12 protein-coding genes are annotated in these 16,368 nt (G+C 60.7%); 9 read left to right on the top strand and 3 right to left on the bottom strand.

From position 1 onward, the window contains the following. Positions 1–100 precede the first annotated feature (100 nt). Positions 101–1,075, top strand: a complete 975-nt coding sequence (locus I554_RS0100405; RefSeq protein WP_024573816.1) for a tripartite tricarboxylate transporter substrate binding protein — start codon at positions 101–103, stop codon at positions 1,073–1,075. A gap of 55 nt (positions 1,076–1,130) precedes the next feature. On the opposite strand, the gene gcvA is transcribed toward I554_RS0100405, so the two are convergent. Beyond that, positions 1,131–2,018 (bottom strand): transcriptional regulator GcvA, encoded by an 888-nt coding sequence (gene gcvA / locus I554_RS0100400; protein ID WP_024573817.1) that lies wholly within the window; start codon positions 2,016–2,018, stop codon positions 1,131–1,133. A 109-nt stretch (positions 2,019–2,127) separates the two neighbouring features. On the opposite strand from gcvA, the gene I554_RS0100395 reads away from it, so the two are divergent. From I554_RS0100395 to I554_RS0100375, 5 genes are all read left to right on the top strand, one after another. Then, entirely contained in the window at positions 2,128–3,288 is a 1,161-nt protein-coding gene (locus I554_RS0100395) for an iron-containing alcohol dehydrogenase (protein ID WP_024573818.1), read from the top strand. A gap of 167 nt (positions 3,289–3,455) precedes the next feature. Then, on the top strand, positions 3,456–4,376 hold the full coding sequence (locus tag I554_RS0100390; protein WP_244432693.1) for a tripartite tricarboxylate transporter substrate binding protein: 921 nt from the start codon (positions 3,456–3,458) through the stop codon (positions 4,374–4,376). Between the two features lie 76 nt (positions 4,377–4,452). Continuing rightward, positions 4,453–4,938: a tripartite tricarboxylate transporter TctB family protein gene (locus I554_RS0100385; RefSeq protein ID WP_024573820.1), complete on the top strand. Its 486-nt coding sequence runs from the start codon at positions 4,453–4,455 to the stop codon at positions 4,936–4,938. 12 nt (positions 4,939–4,950) lie between these two features. Next, positions 4,951–6,459, top strand: coding sequence for a tripartite tricarboxylate transporter permease (locus I554_RS0100380; protein WP_024573821.1), 1,509 nt, complete (start codon positions 4,951–4,953; stop codon positions 6,457–6,459). 90 nt (positions 6,460–6,549) lie between these two features. Continuing rightward, a complete protein-coding gene (locus I554_RS0100375) occupies positions 6,550–7,800 on the top strand; it encodes an FAD-binding oxidoreductase (RefSeq protein ID WP_152527732.1) in 1,251 nt (416 codons plus the stop codon). A 56-nt stretch (positions 7,801–7,856) separates the two neighbouring features. Here I554_RS0100375 and I554_RS0100370 read toward each other — a convergent pair whose 3' ends face one another. Beyond that, on the bottom strand, positions 7,857–8,822 hold the full coding sequence (locus tag I554_RS0100370; protein WP_024573823.1) for a TAXI family TRAP transporter solute-binding subunit: 966 nt from the start codon (positions 8,820–8,822) through the stop codon (positions 7,857–7,859). A 26-nt stretch (positions 8,823–8,848) separates the two neighbouring features. Continuing rightward, positions 8,849–10,864, bottom strand: a complete 2,016-nt coding sequence (locus I554_RS0100365; RefSeq protein ID WP_024573824.1) for a TRAP transporter fused permease subunit — start codon at positions 10,862–10,864, stop codon at positions 8,849–8,851. 348 nt (positions 10,865–11,212) lie between these two features. Between I554_RS0100365 and I554_RS0100360 the strand changes: the two genes are divergently transcribed. Genes I554_RS0100360 through I554_RS0100350 form a run of 3 tightly spaced genes read left to right on the top strand, consistent with a single transcriptional unit; the run spans position 11,213 to position 16,209 of the window. Next, entirely contained in the window at positions 11,213–11,914 is a 702-nt protein-coding gene (locus I554_RS0100360) for a TetR/AcrR family transcriptional regulator (protein ID WP_024573825.1), read from the top strand. A gap of 2 nt (positions 11,915–11,916) precedes the next feature. Beyond that, entirely contained in the window at positions 11,917–13,104 is a 1,188-nt protein-coding gene (locus tag I554_RS0100355; RefSeq protein ID WP_051358697.1) for an efflux RND transporter periplasmic adaptor subunit, read from the top strand. 21 nt (positions 13,105–13,125) lie between these two features. Next, positions 13,126–16,209 (top strand): MexW/MexI family multidrug efflux RND transporter permease subunit, encoded by a 3,084-nt coding sequence (locus tag I554_RS0100350; protein WP_024573827.1) that lies wholly within the window; start codon positions 13,126–13,128, stop codon positions 16,207–16,209. The last annotated feature ends 159 nt before the right edge of the window (positions 16,210–16,368 follow it).

Below are 16,368 nucleotides of genomic sequence, written 5' to 3'. Positions count from 1 at the left end.
CTCCTTGCTTTTCTTTCGCGCTGATTTCGAGGATCATCACTCCATAAAAATAGAACAAGACAGGTTCGCACATCACGGACCGCCAAGGGAGAGATGTTCAATGGCCTATCGATCCGGATTCAAAACCGTTTTCGCGGCGGCTGCGCTGGCCGTGTTGTCCAGTGTTGCAATGGCGCAGGATTATCCGACCAAACCGATCACGCTGATCGTGCCGTGGCCCGCGGGCGGCTCGACCGATATCTCGATGCGCGCGATCGCCGAAAGCGCGTCCAAGGTGCTCGGCCAGCCCATTGTCGTGGATAACAAGGCGGGCGGCGGCGGCACCGTCGGGCCGGCAACCATGGCGGCGACGGCGAAGCCCGACGGCTACACGATTTCGCAGATACCGATCACGGTGTTTCGTCTGCCGCTGATGCAGGACGTGTCTTGGAACGCCGACAAGGATTTCACCTACATTGTACACCTGACGGGCTACACCTTCGGTGTGACCACCAACGCGGAGTCGCAGTTCAAGACCTGGAAAGACGTGGTCGATTTCGCCAAGGCCAATCCGGGCAAGGTGACCTACGCAACGCCGGGCGCGGGCACCTCGCTGCATATCGGGATGGAGCAGATCGCGGCCAAGGCCGGCATCAAGCTGACGCAGGTGCCGTTCAAGGGCGGCGCCGAAACCAATGCGGCTGTGCTCGGCAATCATACCATGCTTCAGGCGGACTCCACCGGATGGCGGCCGCTGGTCGATGCCGGCAAGCTGCGCCTGCTGATGGTCTGGACCTCGAAGCGCTCGCCGAACTTCCCCGACGTACCGACCCTCAACGAACTCGGCTATTCGATGGTGTATGACTCGCCGTTTGGCATTGCCGGTCCGAAAGGCATGGACCCCAAGATCGTTACCAAACTTCACGACGCCTTCAAGAAGGCGATCGAGGACCCGGCAGTGATCGCGACGCTGGCGAAGTTCGACATGGTGGCGAACTACAAGAACACCGAGGACTACAAGAAATTCGTCGCCGAGGTCACCGAGTCCGAGCGTAAGGTAATCGATACGCTGGGGCTGGCGAAGAAAACCAACTGAGGTCCGTTGGAGACCCGCGGCTCACCATTCGCGGGTTCTTCGATAGCCTGACGCATCACGACGCCAGCGGTCGCGGCTTTTCTTCCAGCAACCAGTCGCGGAAAGCAGCGACTTTCCGGATTCTGTCAGAGCGCTCCGGGTAAACAATGAAATGTGAGTAGGGCGTTCGGTAGCTGTAGTCGAACAGTTTGACGAGAGTACCCGCGGCAATTTCGTCTGTCACGATCGAGCTTCGCGCCAGCGCGACTCCCTGTCCGGACGTCGCGGCGGCCAGCAGCAGATTGGCGTCGCTGAAAGATGTCCCGCGAACGTTTTCGTCCGCTTTCATTCCGGCCCCACGGAGCCAGTGCTTCCAGGGCAAGTTCGCGTCATGCAACAGAGTCAGTTCCAGAAGTTCTGACGGCTCGCGTGGCAGATGCCCACCGTTGAAATTCGGGCTGCAAACAGGAAAGAGTTCTTCGTCGGCAAACTTCTCCGCTTTCAATCCCGGCCATTGGCCCGCGCCGTAGCGTATCGCCAGATCGACGCCGTCGGATTTGAAAGTCACCAGTGTGAGGCTGGTCCTGATGTTGATCTCGATATCCGGGAAGCGTTCATAAAATCTCGACAGCCGCGGGATGAGCCATCGTGCGGCCATCACCGGCAACAGGCTCACGGTCAGGCGGCTGACTTTACCTGTGCCCCGCAGGCGTTCGATGCCGCGCGTAATCTCACCGACTGCAACATCAACGCTCGCCAGAAGCTGCCGGCCTTCCGCGGTGAGGAGCATGCTGTTGCCGCGCCGCTCAAACAGGCGCACCTGCAACTGATCCTCCAGAGACTTGATCCGATGGCTCACGGCACCGTGCGTGACGTGAAGCTCTTCCGCGGCGCGCGAAAAGCTGCCGTGGCGCGCTGCGACTTCGAACACGCGGAGGGCTTCGAAAGAGGGCAAGGCGTTCATGTGCAAGATGTTAGATATTCTCACATCAAAGGTCAAAACTATTCGTTCGTATAATCAAAAAGCGCAGGTTTAGATATGAGAATAAGTAACAACTATCCCAGAGGATATCATGCAAGCAGCGGGGAGTTATCAGTATCCACCGATGGATTTCGTCATTTACGGAAAGCCGTCCGCGACGGCTATCCGTGAGGAGGCCGAGCGTCTTGGCGCTCAACGCGTCTATTTGATCGTCAGCCGCACGCTCAATACGACCACCGATGAAATCGAGAAAATCCGGACGGCCTTGGGCGATCGTTACGCCGGGACATATGACAGTGTGCCCCAGCACACGACCCGTGAGGTCGTCGTCAAGGCAGCGGGTCTTGCGCTCGAAGCCCGGGCAGACCTCATTGTTGCAGTCGGTGGCGGGTCCGTCGTGGACGCCGCGAAGATTGTCCTGATGTGCATGGAGCACGGGATTGTTGAGCCGGCCGGGCTCGATGGCTTTGAAACAACGCCAGACAGGCGCTTTGCGGCATTCCGGGAGCCGAAGGTGCGCATGATCGCCGTGCCGACCACGCTATCCGGCGGCGAGTACAACGCGGGCAGTCTGGTGACGGATAGCCAGCGCAAGCTCAAGCAGATCTTCCATCACCCCTTAATGATGCCGCGATCTATTATCCTCGATCCGGCGATTACCAAGTACACCCCTGAAAAGCTGTGGCTCGGCTCGGGGACCCGCGCGATGGATCACGGAATCGAGGCCGTGTGTTCGCCGCGAGGCAATCCGCTTGTGGAAAGCGTTTGCCTGCGAGGAATCAGGTTCCTGCACGACGGTCTCTTGCGCTCGAAGCAAAATCCCGAGGACGATGAAGCGCGCACTCTGTGCCAATATGGCTCTTGGCTTTCGGCGTTCGGACTTCAGGCGCGGGTGCCGATGGGCGCCAGTCACGCCATCGGGCATGTGCTTGGCGGAACATGTGACGTTCCTCACTACTTCTGCACCGCTGTGATGATGCCAAGTGTGTTGCGTTACAACAAACCGGCCACCGGCGAAGCCCAGAAGCTACTGGCGGAAGCCTTGAGGGCTCCGGACCTGGAAGCGAGCGATGCTTTCGCGAATTTCATCGCGGAGCTTGATCTTCCGCGCCGCCTCGCAGAGGTCGGTGTAACGGAGCAACAGTTCCGTCTTATCGGAGAGAACGCCATGCTGTCGATTTTTACCAGATCGAATCCGCAGCCGATTCGCAAGCCTGATGACGTTGTGACGATTCTCAAGCTCGCTGCATGATGCAATGCAGCGAACCGCTGCATTGCCAAGGCAGTTCTTCAAACGATAGCGGAGACCACTCTGCCAAAAACAAAAACAGGTTTGGCACCTCGAGAACGAAAGGGAGGATCATCATGATTCACAGATCTGGCTTGAAGGCCGTGCTGGTGTCCGTTGCCCTCGCAGCGATGGGCGGGATCGCTGTCGCGCAGGACTATCCAACAAAACCGATTACACTGATCGTGCCCTGGCCCGCGGGAGGATCGACCGATATTGTCTTGCGGGCAATGGCAGAAGTGGCCGCTAAAGATCTTGGTCAGCCCATTATCGTCGATAACAAGGCTGGAGGAGGCGGCACTGTCGGCCCTGCCACCATGGCTGCGTCGGCGAAGCCCGACGGCTATACAATTTCACAGATAGCCATTCCGGTGTTTCGGCTTCCCTTGATGCAGGACATGTCGTGGGACGCCAGCAAGGACTTTTCCTATATCCTGAACCTGACCGGCTATACGTTCGGCGTGACCACGAATGCCGAGTCGCAGTTCAAGACATGGAAAGATGTGGTTGAGTTTGCCAAAGCGAATCCGGGAAAGTTGACCTACGGTACGCCCGGCTCTGGAACGTCGCTTCATATCGGTATGGAGCAGATTGCAGCCATCGCCGGAATAAAGCTGACGCAAGTTCCTTTCAAGGGCACCGCCGAGAGCAGTGCGGCGGTGCTGGGCAACCACACCGTCCTGCAGGTGGATGCATCGGGCTGGAAGCCGCTGGTTGAGGCGGGCAAGCTGCGGTTGCTGATGGTTTGGACTGAACAGCGTGCGCCCAGTTTTCCGGATGTCCCCACCTTGAAAGAGCTTGGCTATCCGTTGGTCATCGACTCCCCTTGGGGGCTCGCAGGTCCCAAGGGCATGGACCCGAAGATAGTGGCAAGGTTGCACGATGCCTTCAAGAAGGCCATCGACACACCCAGTGTGATTGCCTTGCTTGCGAAATACGACATGGTGGTGAACTATAAGAACACCGAGGACTATCGGACGTTCGTCGCGGAGACCATTGCCTCCGAGACCAAGGCAGTCGAGGCGCTTGGTCTCGGCAAGAAGAAAAATTAAGGCACGTAAAAGCGTGCATCGCGATGTGGCGGAAGATCACGCGCGTTCATGTCTAGGATGGGGAGGGCTTGCGATCATGGATCGTCAGGAAGTGCGTCGAGGTTTGCTGGGCAATTCCGAACTGTGGGGCGGGCTCGTCGGCCTTGCCCTCGGCGTCTTCGTGATCTGGGCCGGCCAGAAGCTCAAGATCGGTAGCATCAACGATCCGGGCTCAGGCTTCGTGCTGTTCTACACGGGCATCCTGATGTGCCTCTTCGCCGGCACGATCGTTGTCGCGGCGATCACGGAAGGCGGACCGAGCGTTGCATCGCTGTGGGCCGGAACGCGATGGACCAAGCCGCTGGTCGTCATTGCGTGCCTCGCTGCGTTTTCCTTCCTGCTTCAGCCGCTCGGCTTTCTGCTGGCGTCGATTCCGCTGCTGTTGCTGCTGCTGCGGGTGATCGATCCGGTACGCTGGACGCTGGCGATCCCGCTTGCGGTGCTGGCGCCGATCGGCGTCTGGTGGGTGCTGAAACGTGCACTGCTCATCCAGTTGCCTGCGGGCATGTTCAACATCGGCTGATCGGGCAAGCTCATGGATGTTCTCGTCAACGTCTCGCATGGTCTCGGCGTCGCGCTTCAGCCGGTCAACCTGCTGTACTGTTTCATCGGCGTATTCATCGGCACGCTGGTCGGCGTTCTGCCGGGCATCGGCCCGATCTCGGCGATGTCGCTGCTGCTGCCGGTGACGCTGTCCGGCACGCCGGAGTCCGGCATCATCATGATGGCGGGCATCTATTACGGCTCGATGTATGGCGGCTCGACCACGTCGATCCTTGTCAACATTCCGGGCGAGGCGGCATCGGTGGTGACATGTCTCGACGGTCACCAGATGGCGAAGCAGGGGCGAGCCGGTCCGGCGCTCGGCATCTCCGCGCTCGGTTCTTTCATCGCAGGCACCTTCGCGCTGATCGCGCTGATGCTGATTGCGCCGTCGCTCGCAAGCGTCGCGGTTGCGTTCGGACCGGCTGAATACTTCAGCCTGATGGTGCTCGGCCTCGTGGTGCTGACCTTCCTGACCCAGGGCTCGATGGCGAAGGCGCTGCTGATGGCGTGCATCGGGGTCGTACTCGGGTTGATCGGCCTCGACAGCATCACGGCGCAGCCGCGGCTGACGTTCGGCCGCCTCGAGCTGATCGACGGCATTGGTCTCGTGCCGGTGGTCATGGGTTTATTCGGTGTCGCCGAAGTCCTCATCAATATTGAGCAGGTGATCAAGCGCGATGTGATCGAAACCAAGATCACACAGCTTCTGCCCAACAAGGACGACTGGAAGGCGAGCGCCGGCCCTGTCGGCCGCGGCACGCTGCTCGGATTCTTTCTCGGTATTTTGCCGGGCGGCGGCGCGGTCGTCGCATCCTTTGCGTCCTATGCGCTGGAGAAACGGCTGTCCAAGACGCCGGAGCGTTTCGGCAAGGGCGCCATCGAAGGTGTGGCGGGACCGGAAGCGGCCAACAACGCCGCCGCCGGCGGCGCGTTCATTCCGCTGATGACGCTCGGCATTCCGCCGAATGTCGTGATGGCGCTCTTGTTGGGCGCATTTGTCATCCACGGCCTTCAACCGGGACCGCTGATGATCACGCAGAACCCCGGGCTGTTCTGGGGCATCATCGCCAGCATGTATATCGGCAACATCATGCTGCTGATCCTGAACCTGCCGCTGATCGGCATGTGGGTGCAGTTGCTGAAGCTGCCTTACAACGTGCTGTTCCCGCTGATCCTGCTGTTCACCATCGTCGGCGTCTATTGCAGCAGCAATAACGTCTTCGATGTCTACGTCATGGTCGGGTTCGGCGTGATCGGCTACCTGATGCGCAAGTTCGGATACGAGCCCGCGCCGTTGGTGCTTGCCTTCGTGCTGGGACCGCTGATGGAAAACAATCTGCGCAAGTCGCTGATCCTGTCGCAGGGCGACCTGATGACTTTTGTGCAGCGCCCGATCTCGGCGATCTGTCTTGTGATCGCGGCGATCCTGCTGATCGGGCCGCTACTGCCGGCGCTCAGAAAGAAGCGCGAACTGGTCGCGCTGGACGAGGGAGCCTGAACGGAGACATCAGCGAACGGAACTTTTGCCACGTTCTGGCGTCATCATGGTTGCGGTACCGGGGGCGGTTTCCAGCCATGATTGAAGCGAATGATGTTCGATCCTGAGAAAGTTCGGCAGAGCGATTTGCGGGGCGGCACGTCGCCCTGGGGCCAGAGACTCATGCAGCCCGGCCGGCCCTCGGTCGATCGGGATTTCCGCTGCGAGGTTCTGGTGGTCGGCGCGGGAGTTACAGGCTCGCTGGCAGCTGAGCATCTCGTGGCCGAGGGGCACGAGGTTTGCGTCATCGACCGGCAGCGTCCCGGTCTCGGCAGCACCATCGCGAGCACCGCGATGCTGTTATGGGAGATCGACCGCTCGCTGAGCGATCTCACGGCGATGTACGGATTTGAGCGCGCGGCCAACATCTATCGCCGCAGCTTCCGCGCGGTCAGCGGATTGGCCGAACTGGTAAATGCGCACAGGCTGGCATGCGGCATGCGCCACAAGCGCTCGCTCTATCTGGCAGCGGGCAAGATCGGTGCACGCGAACTCAAGGCCGAGCATGAACTGCGGATGCGGGCCGGGCTGCCCGGCGACTACCTCGATCACCTGACGCTGCTGGAGGAATTCGGTCTCTACAGGGAGGCGGCGATCCATTCGATCGGCTCCGCGGATGCTGACCCCTTGTTGTTATGTCAGGCGCTGCTGGCCGCAGCCGCAACGGAAGGCGTCAGGATGTTCGACGCAAGCGCGGAAAATTACGACAACAGCGGGCAGGCGGTCGTCGTCGGACTCGACAACGGTCATGTGATCGAAGCGAAACAGGTCGTTCTCGCCACCGGTTATGTGATGCCGGATTTCATCAGCTCCAGCCTTCACAAGATTTCATCGAGCTGGGCCATTGCGACGCCGCCGCAGCCGGCCGACGGCTTGTGGCGCGACGGCGCGCTGATCTGGGAGGCATCGGAGAACTACAGCTATGCACGCACAACAAACGACAACCGGATCATCATCGGCGGTGAGGACGATGATCAGGCGATCGAACCCGAGGCGCGCGACCGTCTGATGCCTGCTAAGGCTGATGCCCTCCTGCACAGACTCAATGGGCTGTGGTCGCATGCCGAGCCTGTCGCAGAGTTTGTGTGGTCCGGCGCGTTCGGAACGACGACCGACGGTCTGCCGCTGATCGGGCGCGTGCCCGGTCACCCGCGTATTCACGCGGCCTACGGCTACGGCGGCAACGGCATTACCTACAGCTATCTTGCCTCGCGCATGATCGCGGCGTCGATTGCCGGCAATCACCAGCCATGGTTCGATGATTTCGCTATCGACCGCGATGCGCCGGAAATCGCAGCCTAGCGCAACGAAAAACCCCGGCACGAGGCCGGGGTCCATCGAAGCAGTCCAGGGTGGGCCTAGCCGCCCTTGCCCTTTTCCTTGAAGTACTTCAACGCGCCGGGATGGAACGGCACCGGTGAGCGATCCTGCACTTGGTTGTCGAGCGAGAAACTCTCGGCCTCTTTGTGGACCGCGACGATATCCGCCTTCTTCTCCACCAGCGTCTTGACGATGTTATAGGCCTCGTCATTGCTCATCTTGTCGCCGGTGACGATGATGTTCCAGACCTCGGCCATCTTGTTGTCGACGTCGTAACCCGGATACGATCCGGCCTTGATGACGCCCGCGCTGTAGAGCTTGCCGTACTTGGCGTTCATCTTGTCGACGACATCGGCGTGGTCGATCAGCCTGAGCTTGACGCCGGGTGTGGCGGCGAGGTCGGTAACCGATGCGGTCGGGATGCCGCCGACCCAGAAGAATGCGTCGATCTTGCCGTCCTTGATGGCGTTGACCGACTCGGCGACGCCGAGGCGTTCGCGCTTCATGTCCTTGTCCTTGTCGAGACCGGCGGCCTCGATCACGCGGAAGGCCATGACTTCGGTCGCGCCGCCGGGCGAGCCGGTGGAGACGCGCTTGCCCTTGAGATCGGCCATCGTCTTGATGCCGGTGCTCTCGACCGTCACGACATGCATGCGGTTCGGATACACCACGAGCAACGCTTGCAGCGGAATCTTTCCGCTCTTGAATTTGTCTTCGCCCTTGTAGGCGTCGAGCGCAGCGTCGGCCATGGTAAAGCCGAGTTCGTTCTTCCCGGTACCGATCAGTTTCAGGTTGTCGACCGATCCGCCGGTGACCTCGGCGGTGGCCTGCACGTTCGGCAGGTTCTTCGACAGCACGTTCGCGATAGCGCCGCCGAGCGGATAGTATACGCCACCGGTGCCGCCCGTTCCGATCGCCATTGTCTTTTGTTGCGCGTGGGCCGTTATCAGTCCGGCGGACAGCGCGAGGGCCAGCACCGCGGCCATTTTCGTCGTTTTCTTCATTCTCGATCATCCTCCCATTTGAGTTTTCAGGCCGGTCGTTGAACCGCCGGCCCTTTTGCCTGCCATAACAATACCCCCAATCCGATCAGGACGCCGGGTACATAAGTATAAGAAATATCGCGACCAATCGCCGCTTCGATGACGGCCTCGATCAGGCTCGGAAACACCAGCAGAAGCCCGGACAGCACCAGCAACCCACGTTCGATCAGCGTGGTGTGGTGAAGGACCCAGCCCTGTGCCGCCGCCGCCAGCGCCATCAGGCCGAGTGTGGTCTTGAGGGTGATTTCAAAGATATCGACCCATGAGCCGCCCTTCGGGATGTTGAGCAGCAGGCCGACGCCCTGCGGATCGAGCACGAACACGAACGGCACCAGGAATGCCGGCAGCGTGTACTTCCAGGATTGCAGCGTGGTCTTGTAGGGATCGCCGCCGGTGATGGCGGCTGCCGCGAATGGCGAGAGCGCGGTCGGCGGGGAAACCTCCGAGAGCACCGCATAATAGAAGATGAACATGTGCGCGGCGTAGTCCGGCACGCCGAGCTTGATCAGGGCAGGGGCCGCGATCACTGCGCAGATGATGTAGGACGCGGTGACAGGGACGGCGAGGCCGATGATCCAGACGATCAGCGACGTGTAGATCGCTGTCAGCAGCAGGCTGCCGCCGGCGTAGGCGATCACGATCGACGAGAACTTCAGGCCGAGACCGGTGAGCGTCACGATGCCGACCACGATGCCCGCACATGCGCAGGTGGTAGCGGCGTTCAGTGCACCGATCGAGCCGTCGGCCAGCGCGCGTTTCAGCTTTGGCGGCATCAGAGCGGTGTCCTTGCGCAGGAAGCTGAGCAGGAACGTGGTGATGATCGCATAGAACACCGACAGGGCCGGGGAATAACCGATCACCATGAAGGCGACGACGGCGACAAGCGAGATGAAGTGGAAACCGTAGCGCCTGGTCATCGCGCCGAGCGACATTTCCGGTGTGAAGTTGACGTCGCGCGCGCCGAAGCGCTTGGCGTCGAGTTCGACCATGATCAGCAGCGACAGGTAATAGAGACAGGTGGGGATGGTGGCCATCCAGATCACGTCGAGATAACTGATCTTGAGAAACTCGGCGATCAGGAATGCGGCGGCGCCAAGCACCGGCGGCGACAGGATGGCGCCAAGGCCGCCCGCGGCGAGCAGGCCGCCGGCGGCGTTTTTCTCGAAGCCGGCTTTCTTCATAATCGGATATGCAACGGTGCCGATCATCACGGTGGTGGCGACGCCGGAGCCCGACGGCCCGCCGAGCAGGAACGACGACAGCACCACGGTGCGCCCGGCGCTGTTCGGCTTGCCGCCCATCATCGCCAGCGAGAAATCGATGAAGAATTTTCCGGCGCCCGATTGCTGGAGAAACGCTCCGAAGATGGTGAACAGGATGATCAGCGTCGCCGACACGTCGACTGCGACGCCAAAGATGCCTTCGAGCGTTATGAAGAGATGTCCGACAAGCCGTGACAGGTCGTAAGGACGATGGGTCCAGGGGGCAGGGAAGTACGGGCCGAGCATCGCGTAGGCGATGAACAGGATGGCAACCACCGGCATGATCGCGCCGGTGGTGCGGCGTGTTGCTTCAAGCACGAGGACGATGAAAATTACGCCGACGATAACGTCCCAGCGGTCCGGCGTGGTGGCGCGGTCGGTGAAATCGTCACCGCCCCACAGCGCATAGACGATGGTCGCGACGGCAAGGATGCCAGGGATCACATCCCACCAGCGCACCCGGTTGCGAAAGCGCGCGGCCAGTGGAAACAGCAGGAAGCTCAGCACCAGCGTGAAGGCGACGTGGGTGTAACGGAGTTCCTGCGTCGGGACGATCGCGTAGGCTGCGTAGAGATGAAACAGACTCATCGCGATGGCGATGCTGGTGACAGCCTGACCGGCCAGCCCGCCTAGTCTGTTGGTCGCGCCTTCATCGGCCTCGATGAATTCCTCAGCCTTGCGCAAAGCCTCGTCGGAAATGACCGTCGGGTCATTGCCCGGCGGTGTATTTACCGTCGTCATGCTGCCTCCCCCTGGCCCTGATTGTTCCGGGCCTTAGCGGCCTTCCCGCCGGGGCGGGGGCCATTCGTTGTGTCCATTGAGGCGGGTTTGCCCGATTAAGGCAAGACTTCGTTCTGGGCTGGATGAGAGATCAACAGCGGACAGAGTGGCGTGGGGCGCTGATGACTCAAGACGCGGGACGGTTCGCGGTAATTCGATCCGCAAGATCTGATTGCTGGCACCAGTCGCAAATGTGCCTGACAGAGTTCCCGACACTGAGACGCCGGATGCCTAATTGTGGCTGAAATGCGCATTGCGTTGCAGCAATTCCAGTTGACTTTAGGCTAAGTGAGTGCTTACTCACGCCGCATGAGCACCCTCAGACTCACGAGCGATCTCCGCCGGGAGCAGATCCTGGAGGCGGCCAAACGTTGCTTCGCCCTGTACGGTTTCGCGGGGACGACAACGCGAAGTGTTGCGCAGGCTGCGGGTATCTCGGAAGGACTGCTGTTCAAGCATTTCCCTACTAAAGCCGCACTCTATGCGGAAATACTCGCGGAAGCCTGCGAGGCGGATCCGGAATTGCTTCGGCTGCGCGAGCTGAAGCCATCGACGGAGACACTGGTCATTCTTATCCGCGAAATGGTCGCGCACTTCATGCGCGCGACCGAAGAACCGGATCAGGAAGACGCGCAGCGGGTTAGACTTCTGATCTCCAGCCAGCTTACCGACGGCGAATTCGCGAGGCTGCTCTATGACAAAATCGGAGAGCTGATCGGCCCCATCTTCAATGCTTCGCTTGAAAGCGCCATCGCGGCGGGTGACGCGGAGCGGGTTGAGGGTGAATCGCTAAATCTCTTCTGGTTCGCGCATCAAGTTGTTCACATGATTGCCCTGACAAGGCTTCCCGCGACTCCCTCGCTCGACTATCCAAGCGCGCCGGACTTCGAACGGCATATCTGCCAGTTCATTCTTCGGGGAATCGGAATGAACGGCCACGCTATCGCTTCTTATTTGGATACCGTTCCGTCGCTCTCGCCAGCGACGGTCCGGATTGTGGAAAGTGCATAAACATGGACGCCAAGAGCTCGCCTTCCCATCAAACTCCTGCGGCGAAGTCCCCGCAAAAGCCCATTCGCATGCGGCGCTGGCTGATCATCGTCGGCGGCGCGCTTGTGCTGCTGGTCGGCATCATCTGGGGTTTTAACGCCTTCCGCAGTCACATGATCGCGGAGTTCTTCAAGAACAACAAACCGCCTCCGACCGTGGTGGCCGTGGCTGAAGCCAAGTCCGAAGTGCTGCCGAATCTCCTGACGGCAGTCGGCGATCTCGCCGCGATCAATCAGGTCAACGTCACCACCGACGTCAACGGACGCGTCACCGAGATTCTCTTCCAGCCGGGCTCGGAAGTGAAGGCAGGCGATCCGTTGCTCCAGATCTATGACGCGCCGGAGCAGAGTGATCTCGCCAGCTTCAAGGCGCAGACACTGGCGGCGCAGCTCGCACTCGACCGCGCCAAGACGCTGCTCGCCAGATCGTTCGGTCCGCAAGCGACGGTCGATCAGGCGCAGGCGGCTTACGATCAGGGTGCCGCCGCGGTCGCGAAGACCGAAGCCATCATTTCGCAGAAGCGCATCACCGCGCCGTTCAACGGCGTACTCGGCGTGCGTCTGGTCCAGCTCGGTCAGTATCTGAGCGCGGGAACGCAGATCGTCTCGCTTACCGATCTGTCGCGCCTCTATCTGAACTTCACGGTGACCGAAAAGGACCGTGCTGTTCTGAACGTGGGCCAGACCGTCCGCATCAAGGTTGACGCCTATCCGGGCCGCACCTTCGAAGGCAAGATCACCACCATCGAGCCGCAGATCAGTGCCGACACGCGCAACGTGCGCGTCCAGGCGACGCTGGATAATCCGAACCGCATCCTGCAGCCGGGCATGTTCGCATCGACCACGGTCGAGCTGCCGCCGAAGCCTGCGGTGATTACCGTGCCGGAAACTGCCGTGGACTATACCCTCTACGGCGATTCCGTCTGGCTCATCACCGAGACCAAGGGCCCCGACGGCAAGGTGTCGCTGAAAACCGACCGGACCTTCGTGAAGACCGGACAGCGCATCAACGGCCGTGTCGTCATCGCCAGCGGCATAAAGCCGGGGGATCGCGTGGTTGCAGTCGGACAGCTCAAGCTGCAATCCGGCTCGGCTGTCACGATCTCGCCGGACCAGCCACCGCAGATTCCCGCGCAGCCGCCGCGCTACTGATTTTTGAACGGAGCGCCACTCATGGCCTTCACCGATATCTTCATCAAGCGGCCCGTGCTGTCGCTTGTCGTCAGTCTGCTGATCCTGCTGATCGGTTTTCAGGCGGCGACGCATCTTGGAATTCGTCAGTATCCGAAGCTGTCGAACACTGTGGTCACCGTCACGACGTCGTATCCCGGCGCGTCGCCCGACCTGATGCAAGGCTTCATCACCCAGCCGATCGAGCAGGCGGTGGCGTCGGCGGAAGGCGTCGATTACATCACGTCGTCGTCGGTGCAGGGTACCAGCACGATCTCGGTCTACATCAAGCTCAATGTCGATCCGAACTCCGCGCTGACCGAAGTCAGTTCGAAAGTCAGTTCGGTCAGATACCTGATCCCGCGAGAATCGAACGACCCGGTCATCACCAAATCGACCGGCCAGACCACGGCCGTGATGTATCTCGGTTTCGCCAGCGACGAGCTGAGCGGGCCGCAGATTTCGGACTATCTGGCCCGCGTGGTGCAGCCGATTCTTTCGACGGTGGATGGCGTCGCATCGGCCGATATTCTCGGTGCGCAGACGCTGGCAACCCGCATCTGGCTGGACCCGGTGCGGATGGCCGGCCGCAACGTGTCGCCCGACGACATCGCCGCGGCGATCAGGGCGAACAACTTCCAGGCCGCCGCAGGTCAGTCAAAGGGATACTTCACCGTATCGAACGTGACGACCAATACCGACCTGACCAGCATCGAGCAGTTCAAGCGGATGACGGTGAAAGCCAAGGATGGCGGCTTCGTCAGGCTTGAAGACGTCGCGACGGTCGAACTCGGCGCCCAGAGCACGGACTCGAGCGTTGCGATGAGCGGCCAGCAGGCCATCTTTATCGGCGTTCAGTCGACGCCGCAGGGCAACCCGCTGAACATCGTCAAGGGCGTGCGTGGCCTGTTCCCGGAAATCGAGCGCAATCTGCCGCCGTCGCTGAAGATGCGCGTGGCTTACGATTCGACCAAGTTCATCCAGTCCTCGATCGACGAGGTGCGTGACACCTTGCTTGAAGCGGTGGTGATCGTGGTCGTCGTGATCTTCCTGTTCCTGGCGTCGTTCCGCTCGGTGATCATTCCTGTCGTCACCATTCCGCTGTCGCTTGTCGGTGCCTGCATTCTCATGCTGGCGATGGGCTTTACGCTCAACCTGCTGACGCTGCTGGCGATGGTGCTTGCCATCGGACTGGTGGTCGACGACGCCATTGTGGTGGTCGAAAACATCCACCGGCATCTGGAGGAGGGCAAATCGCCCGTTGAGGCATCGCTGATAGGCGCGCGAGAAATTGTCGGCCCGGTCATCTCCATGACGATTACGTTGGCCGCGGTGTATGCCCCGATCGGCTTCCTCGGAGGCCTGACCGGCGCCCTGTTCCGTGAGTTCGCATTCACGCTGGCGGGGTCGGTGATCATCTCGGGTGTGGTCGCGCTAACGCTGTCGCCGATGATGTGCTCGGTGCTGCTCAAGGGCGGTCACGAACAGGGGCGTTTCGCCAAGCTTGTGGACCGGGTGTTTACCCGGGTGACCGACTGGTACGGCCGCAAGCTGGACCGTTCGCTGGATTATCGGCCCATCACGGGCCTCTTCGCCCTGACGATTCTGTTTCTCGTTGGCTTCATGTTCGTCAACACCAATAAGGAACTGGCGCCAGAGGAAGACCAGGGCATCCTGTTCTCGGTGACCAAGGCGCCGCAATACGCCAACATCGACTACAGCAAGTTCTACGGCGAGAAGCTCGACAAGGTCTTTGCGGGTTTCCCCGAAACCGATCTGCGCTTCATCATCAACGGCACCAATGGCCCCGCCAACGGCATTGCCGGCATGATCCTGAAGCCATGGGATGAGCGCAAGCGATCCTCGCTGGCGCTCAAGCCTCTGGTGCAGAATGAGTTGAGCAAGGTCGAGGGTGTGAATGCGTTTGCCTTCAATCTGCCTGCGCTGCCGGGTGGCCCCGGCGGCCTGCCGATCCAGATGGTCATCAGCAGCACGAGCGGCTTCCAGGCCGTATTCGAGCAGATGGAGAACCTGAAGAAGGCGGCCCGCGCCAGCGGACTCTTCATCGTGGCTGACAGCGACCTGGCATTCAATCAGCCGGTGGTCCGCGTCGTTGTCGATCGTTCCAAGGCGAACGACCTCGGCATCAACATGGCTGCCCTCGGCAATACGCTGTCGACCCTGCTGGGCGGCAACTACGTGAACCGGTTCAATCTGGAAGGCCGGTCGTATCAGGTCATCCCGCAGGTGCCGCGTGACCTGCGCCTGACGCCGGAATCGATCGCCAACTATTACGTTGCGACCAATACCGGCCGGCAGGTACCGCTCTCGACCGTCGTTACCATCGAGACGATGACCAACCCGAACGCGCTGACCCACTTCAACCAGCTCAACTCGGCAACGTTCCAGGCCGTGGCGATGCCGGGCGTAACAATGGGCAAGGCGGTGGAGTTCCTCGAGCAGCAGGCGAAGCAACTGCCTGCGGGCTTCTCCCGCGATTATCTCGCGGACTCGCGTCAGTATGTGCAGGAAGGAAACCAGCTCACGGTTACTTTCATATTCGCGCTCATCATCATCTACCTTGTGCTGGCCGCGCAGTTTGAAAGTCTGCGCGATCCGCTGGTGATCCTGATCTCGGTGCCGATGGCGATCTCGGGCGCGTTGATCCCGCTGTTCTTCGGCCTTGCCACCATCAACATCTACACGCAGGTGGGTCTGGTGACGCTGGTCGGCCTGATCAGCAAGCACGGCATCCTGATGGTGGAATTCGCCAACGAGATGCAGGTCAACGAAGGTGTGGACCGGCGTACTGCCATCGAGCACTCGGCGCGCGTTCGTCTGCGGCCGATCCTGATGACGACGGCCGCGATGGTTGCCGGCCTGCTGCCGCTGCTCACCGCGAGCGGCGCCGGCGCGGCAAGCCGTTTCTCCATCGGCATTGTGGTCGTCGCGGGCATGTCGGTCGGCACGCTGTTCACGCTGTTCGTCTTGCCGGCGGTTTATACGGTGCTTGCGACTGACCACAGGGCTGCGGCTGAAACCGAGCGGGCCAAGGATATCGAGAAATACGAACTCAGCCTGACTTGAGGCTGTGACTCGTCGTCATGCCCGGCCGCAGCGGTCGCAAACCGCGAAATTTGTCTGCGTGCCGGGCATCCACGTCTTTATCGGTGCCCGTTTAAGACGTGGGTGGCCGGGGTAACCCCGGCCATGACGATGTTTCAACCTTCATCGTTGGCACCGATT

It is taken from the genome of Afipia sp. OHSU_II-C1 (genome assembly GCF_000497575.1).
GTDB lineage: Bacteria > Pseudomonadota > Alphaproteobacteria > Rhizobiales > Xanthobacteraceae > Afipia.
The sequence above is the reverse complement of the archived record's forward strand: the minus strand, read 5'-3'. Positions and strand labels throughout refer to the sequence as shown.

What these genes read in the sequence shown, in the direction of transcription:
- I554_RS0100350 (WP_024573827.1), top strand. Translation starts at nt 13,126, where the DNA reads ATGGCCTTCACCGATATCTTCATCAAGCGGCCCGTGCTGTCGCTTGTC.
- I554_RS0100390 (WP_244432693.1), top strand. Translation starts at nt 3,456, where the DNA reads ATGGGCGGGATCGCTGTCGCGCAGGACTATCCAACAAAACCGATTACA.
- I554_RS0100370 (WP_024573823.1), bottom strand. Translation starts at nt 8,822, where the DNA reads ATGAAGAAAACGACGAAAATGGCCGCGGTGCTGGCCCTCGCGCTGTCC.
- I554_RS0100405 (WP_024573816.1), top strand. Translation starts at nt 101, where the DNA reads ATGGCCTATCGATCCGGATTCAAAACCGTTTTCGCGGCGGCTGCGCTG.
- I554_RS0100360 (WP_024573825.1), top strand. Translation starts at nt 11,213, where the DNA reads ATGAGCACCCTCAGACTCACGAGCGATCTCCGCCGGGAGCAGATCCTG.
- gcvA (WP_024573817.1), bottom strand. Translation starts at nt 2,018, where the DNA reads ATGAACGCCTTGCCCTCTTTCGAAGCCCTCCGCGTGTTCGAAGTCGCA.
- I554_RS0100395 (WP_024573818.1), top strand. Translation starts at nt 2,128, where the DNA reads ATGCAAGCAGCGGGGAGTTATCAGTATCCACCGATGGATTTCGTCATT.
- I554_RS0100380 (WP_024573821.1), top strand. Translation starts at nt 4,951, where the DNA reads ATGGATGTTCTCGTCAACGTCTCGCATGGTCTCGGCGTCGCGCTTCAG.
- I554_RS0100365 (WP_024573824.1), bottom strand. Translation starts at nt 10,864, where the DNA reads ATGACGACGGTAAATACACCGCCGGGCAATGACCCGACGGTCATTTCC.
- I554_RS0100385 (WP_024573820.1), top strand. Translation starts at nt 4,453, where the DNA reads ATGGATCGTCAGGAAGTGCGTCGAGGTTTGCTGGGCAATTCCGAACTG.
- I554_RS0100375 (WP_152527732.1), top strand. Translation starts at nt 6,550, where the DNA reads ATGATGTTCGATCCTGAGAAAGTTCGGCAGAGCGATTTGCGGGGCGGC.
- I554_RS0100355 (WP_051358697.1), top strand. Translation starts at nt 11,917, where the DNA reads ATGGACGCCAAGAGCTCGCCTTCCCATCAAACTCCTGCGGCGAAGTCC.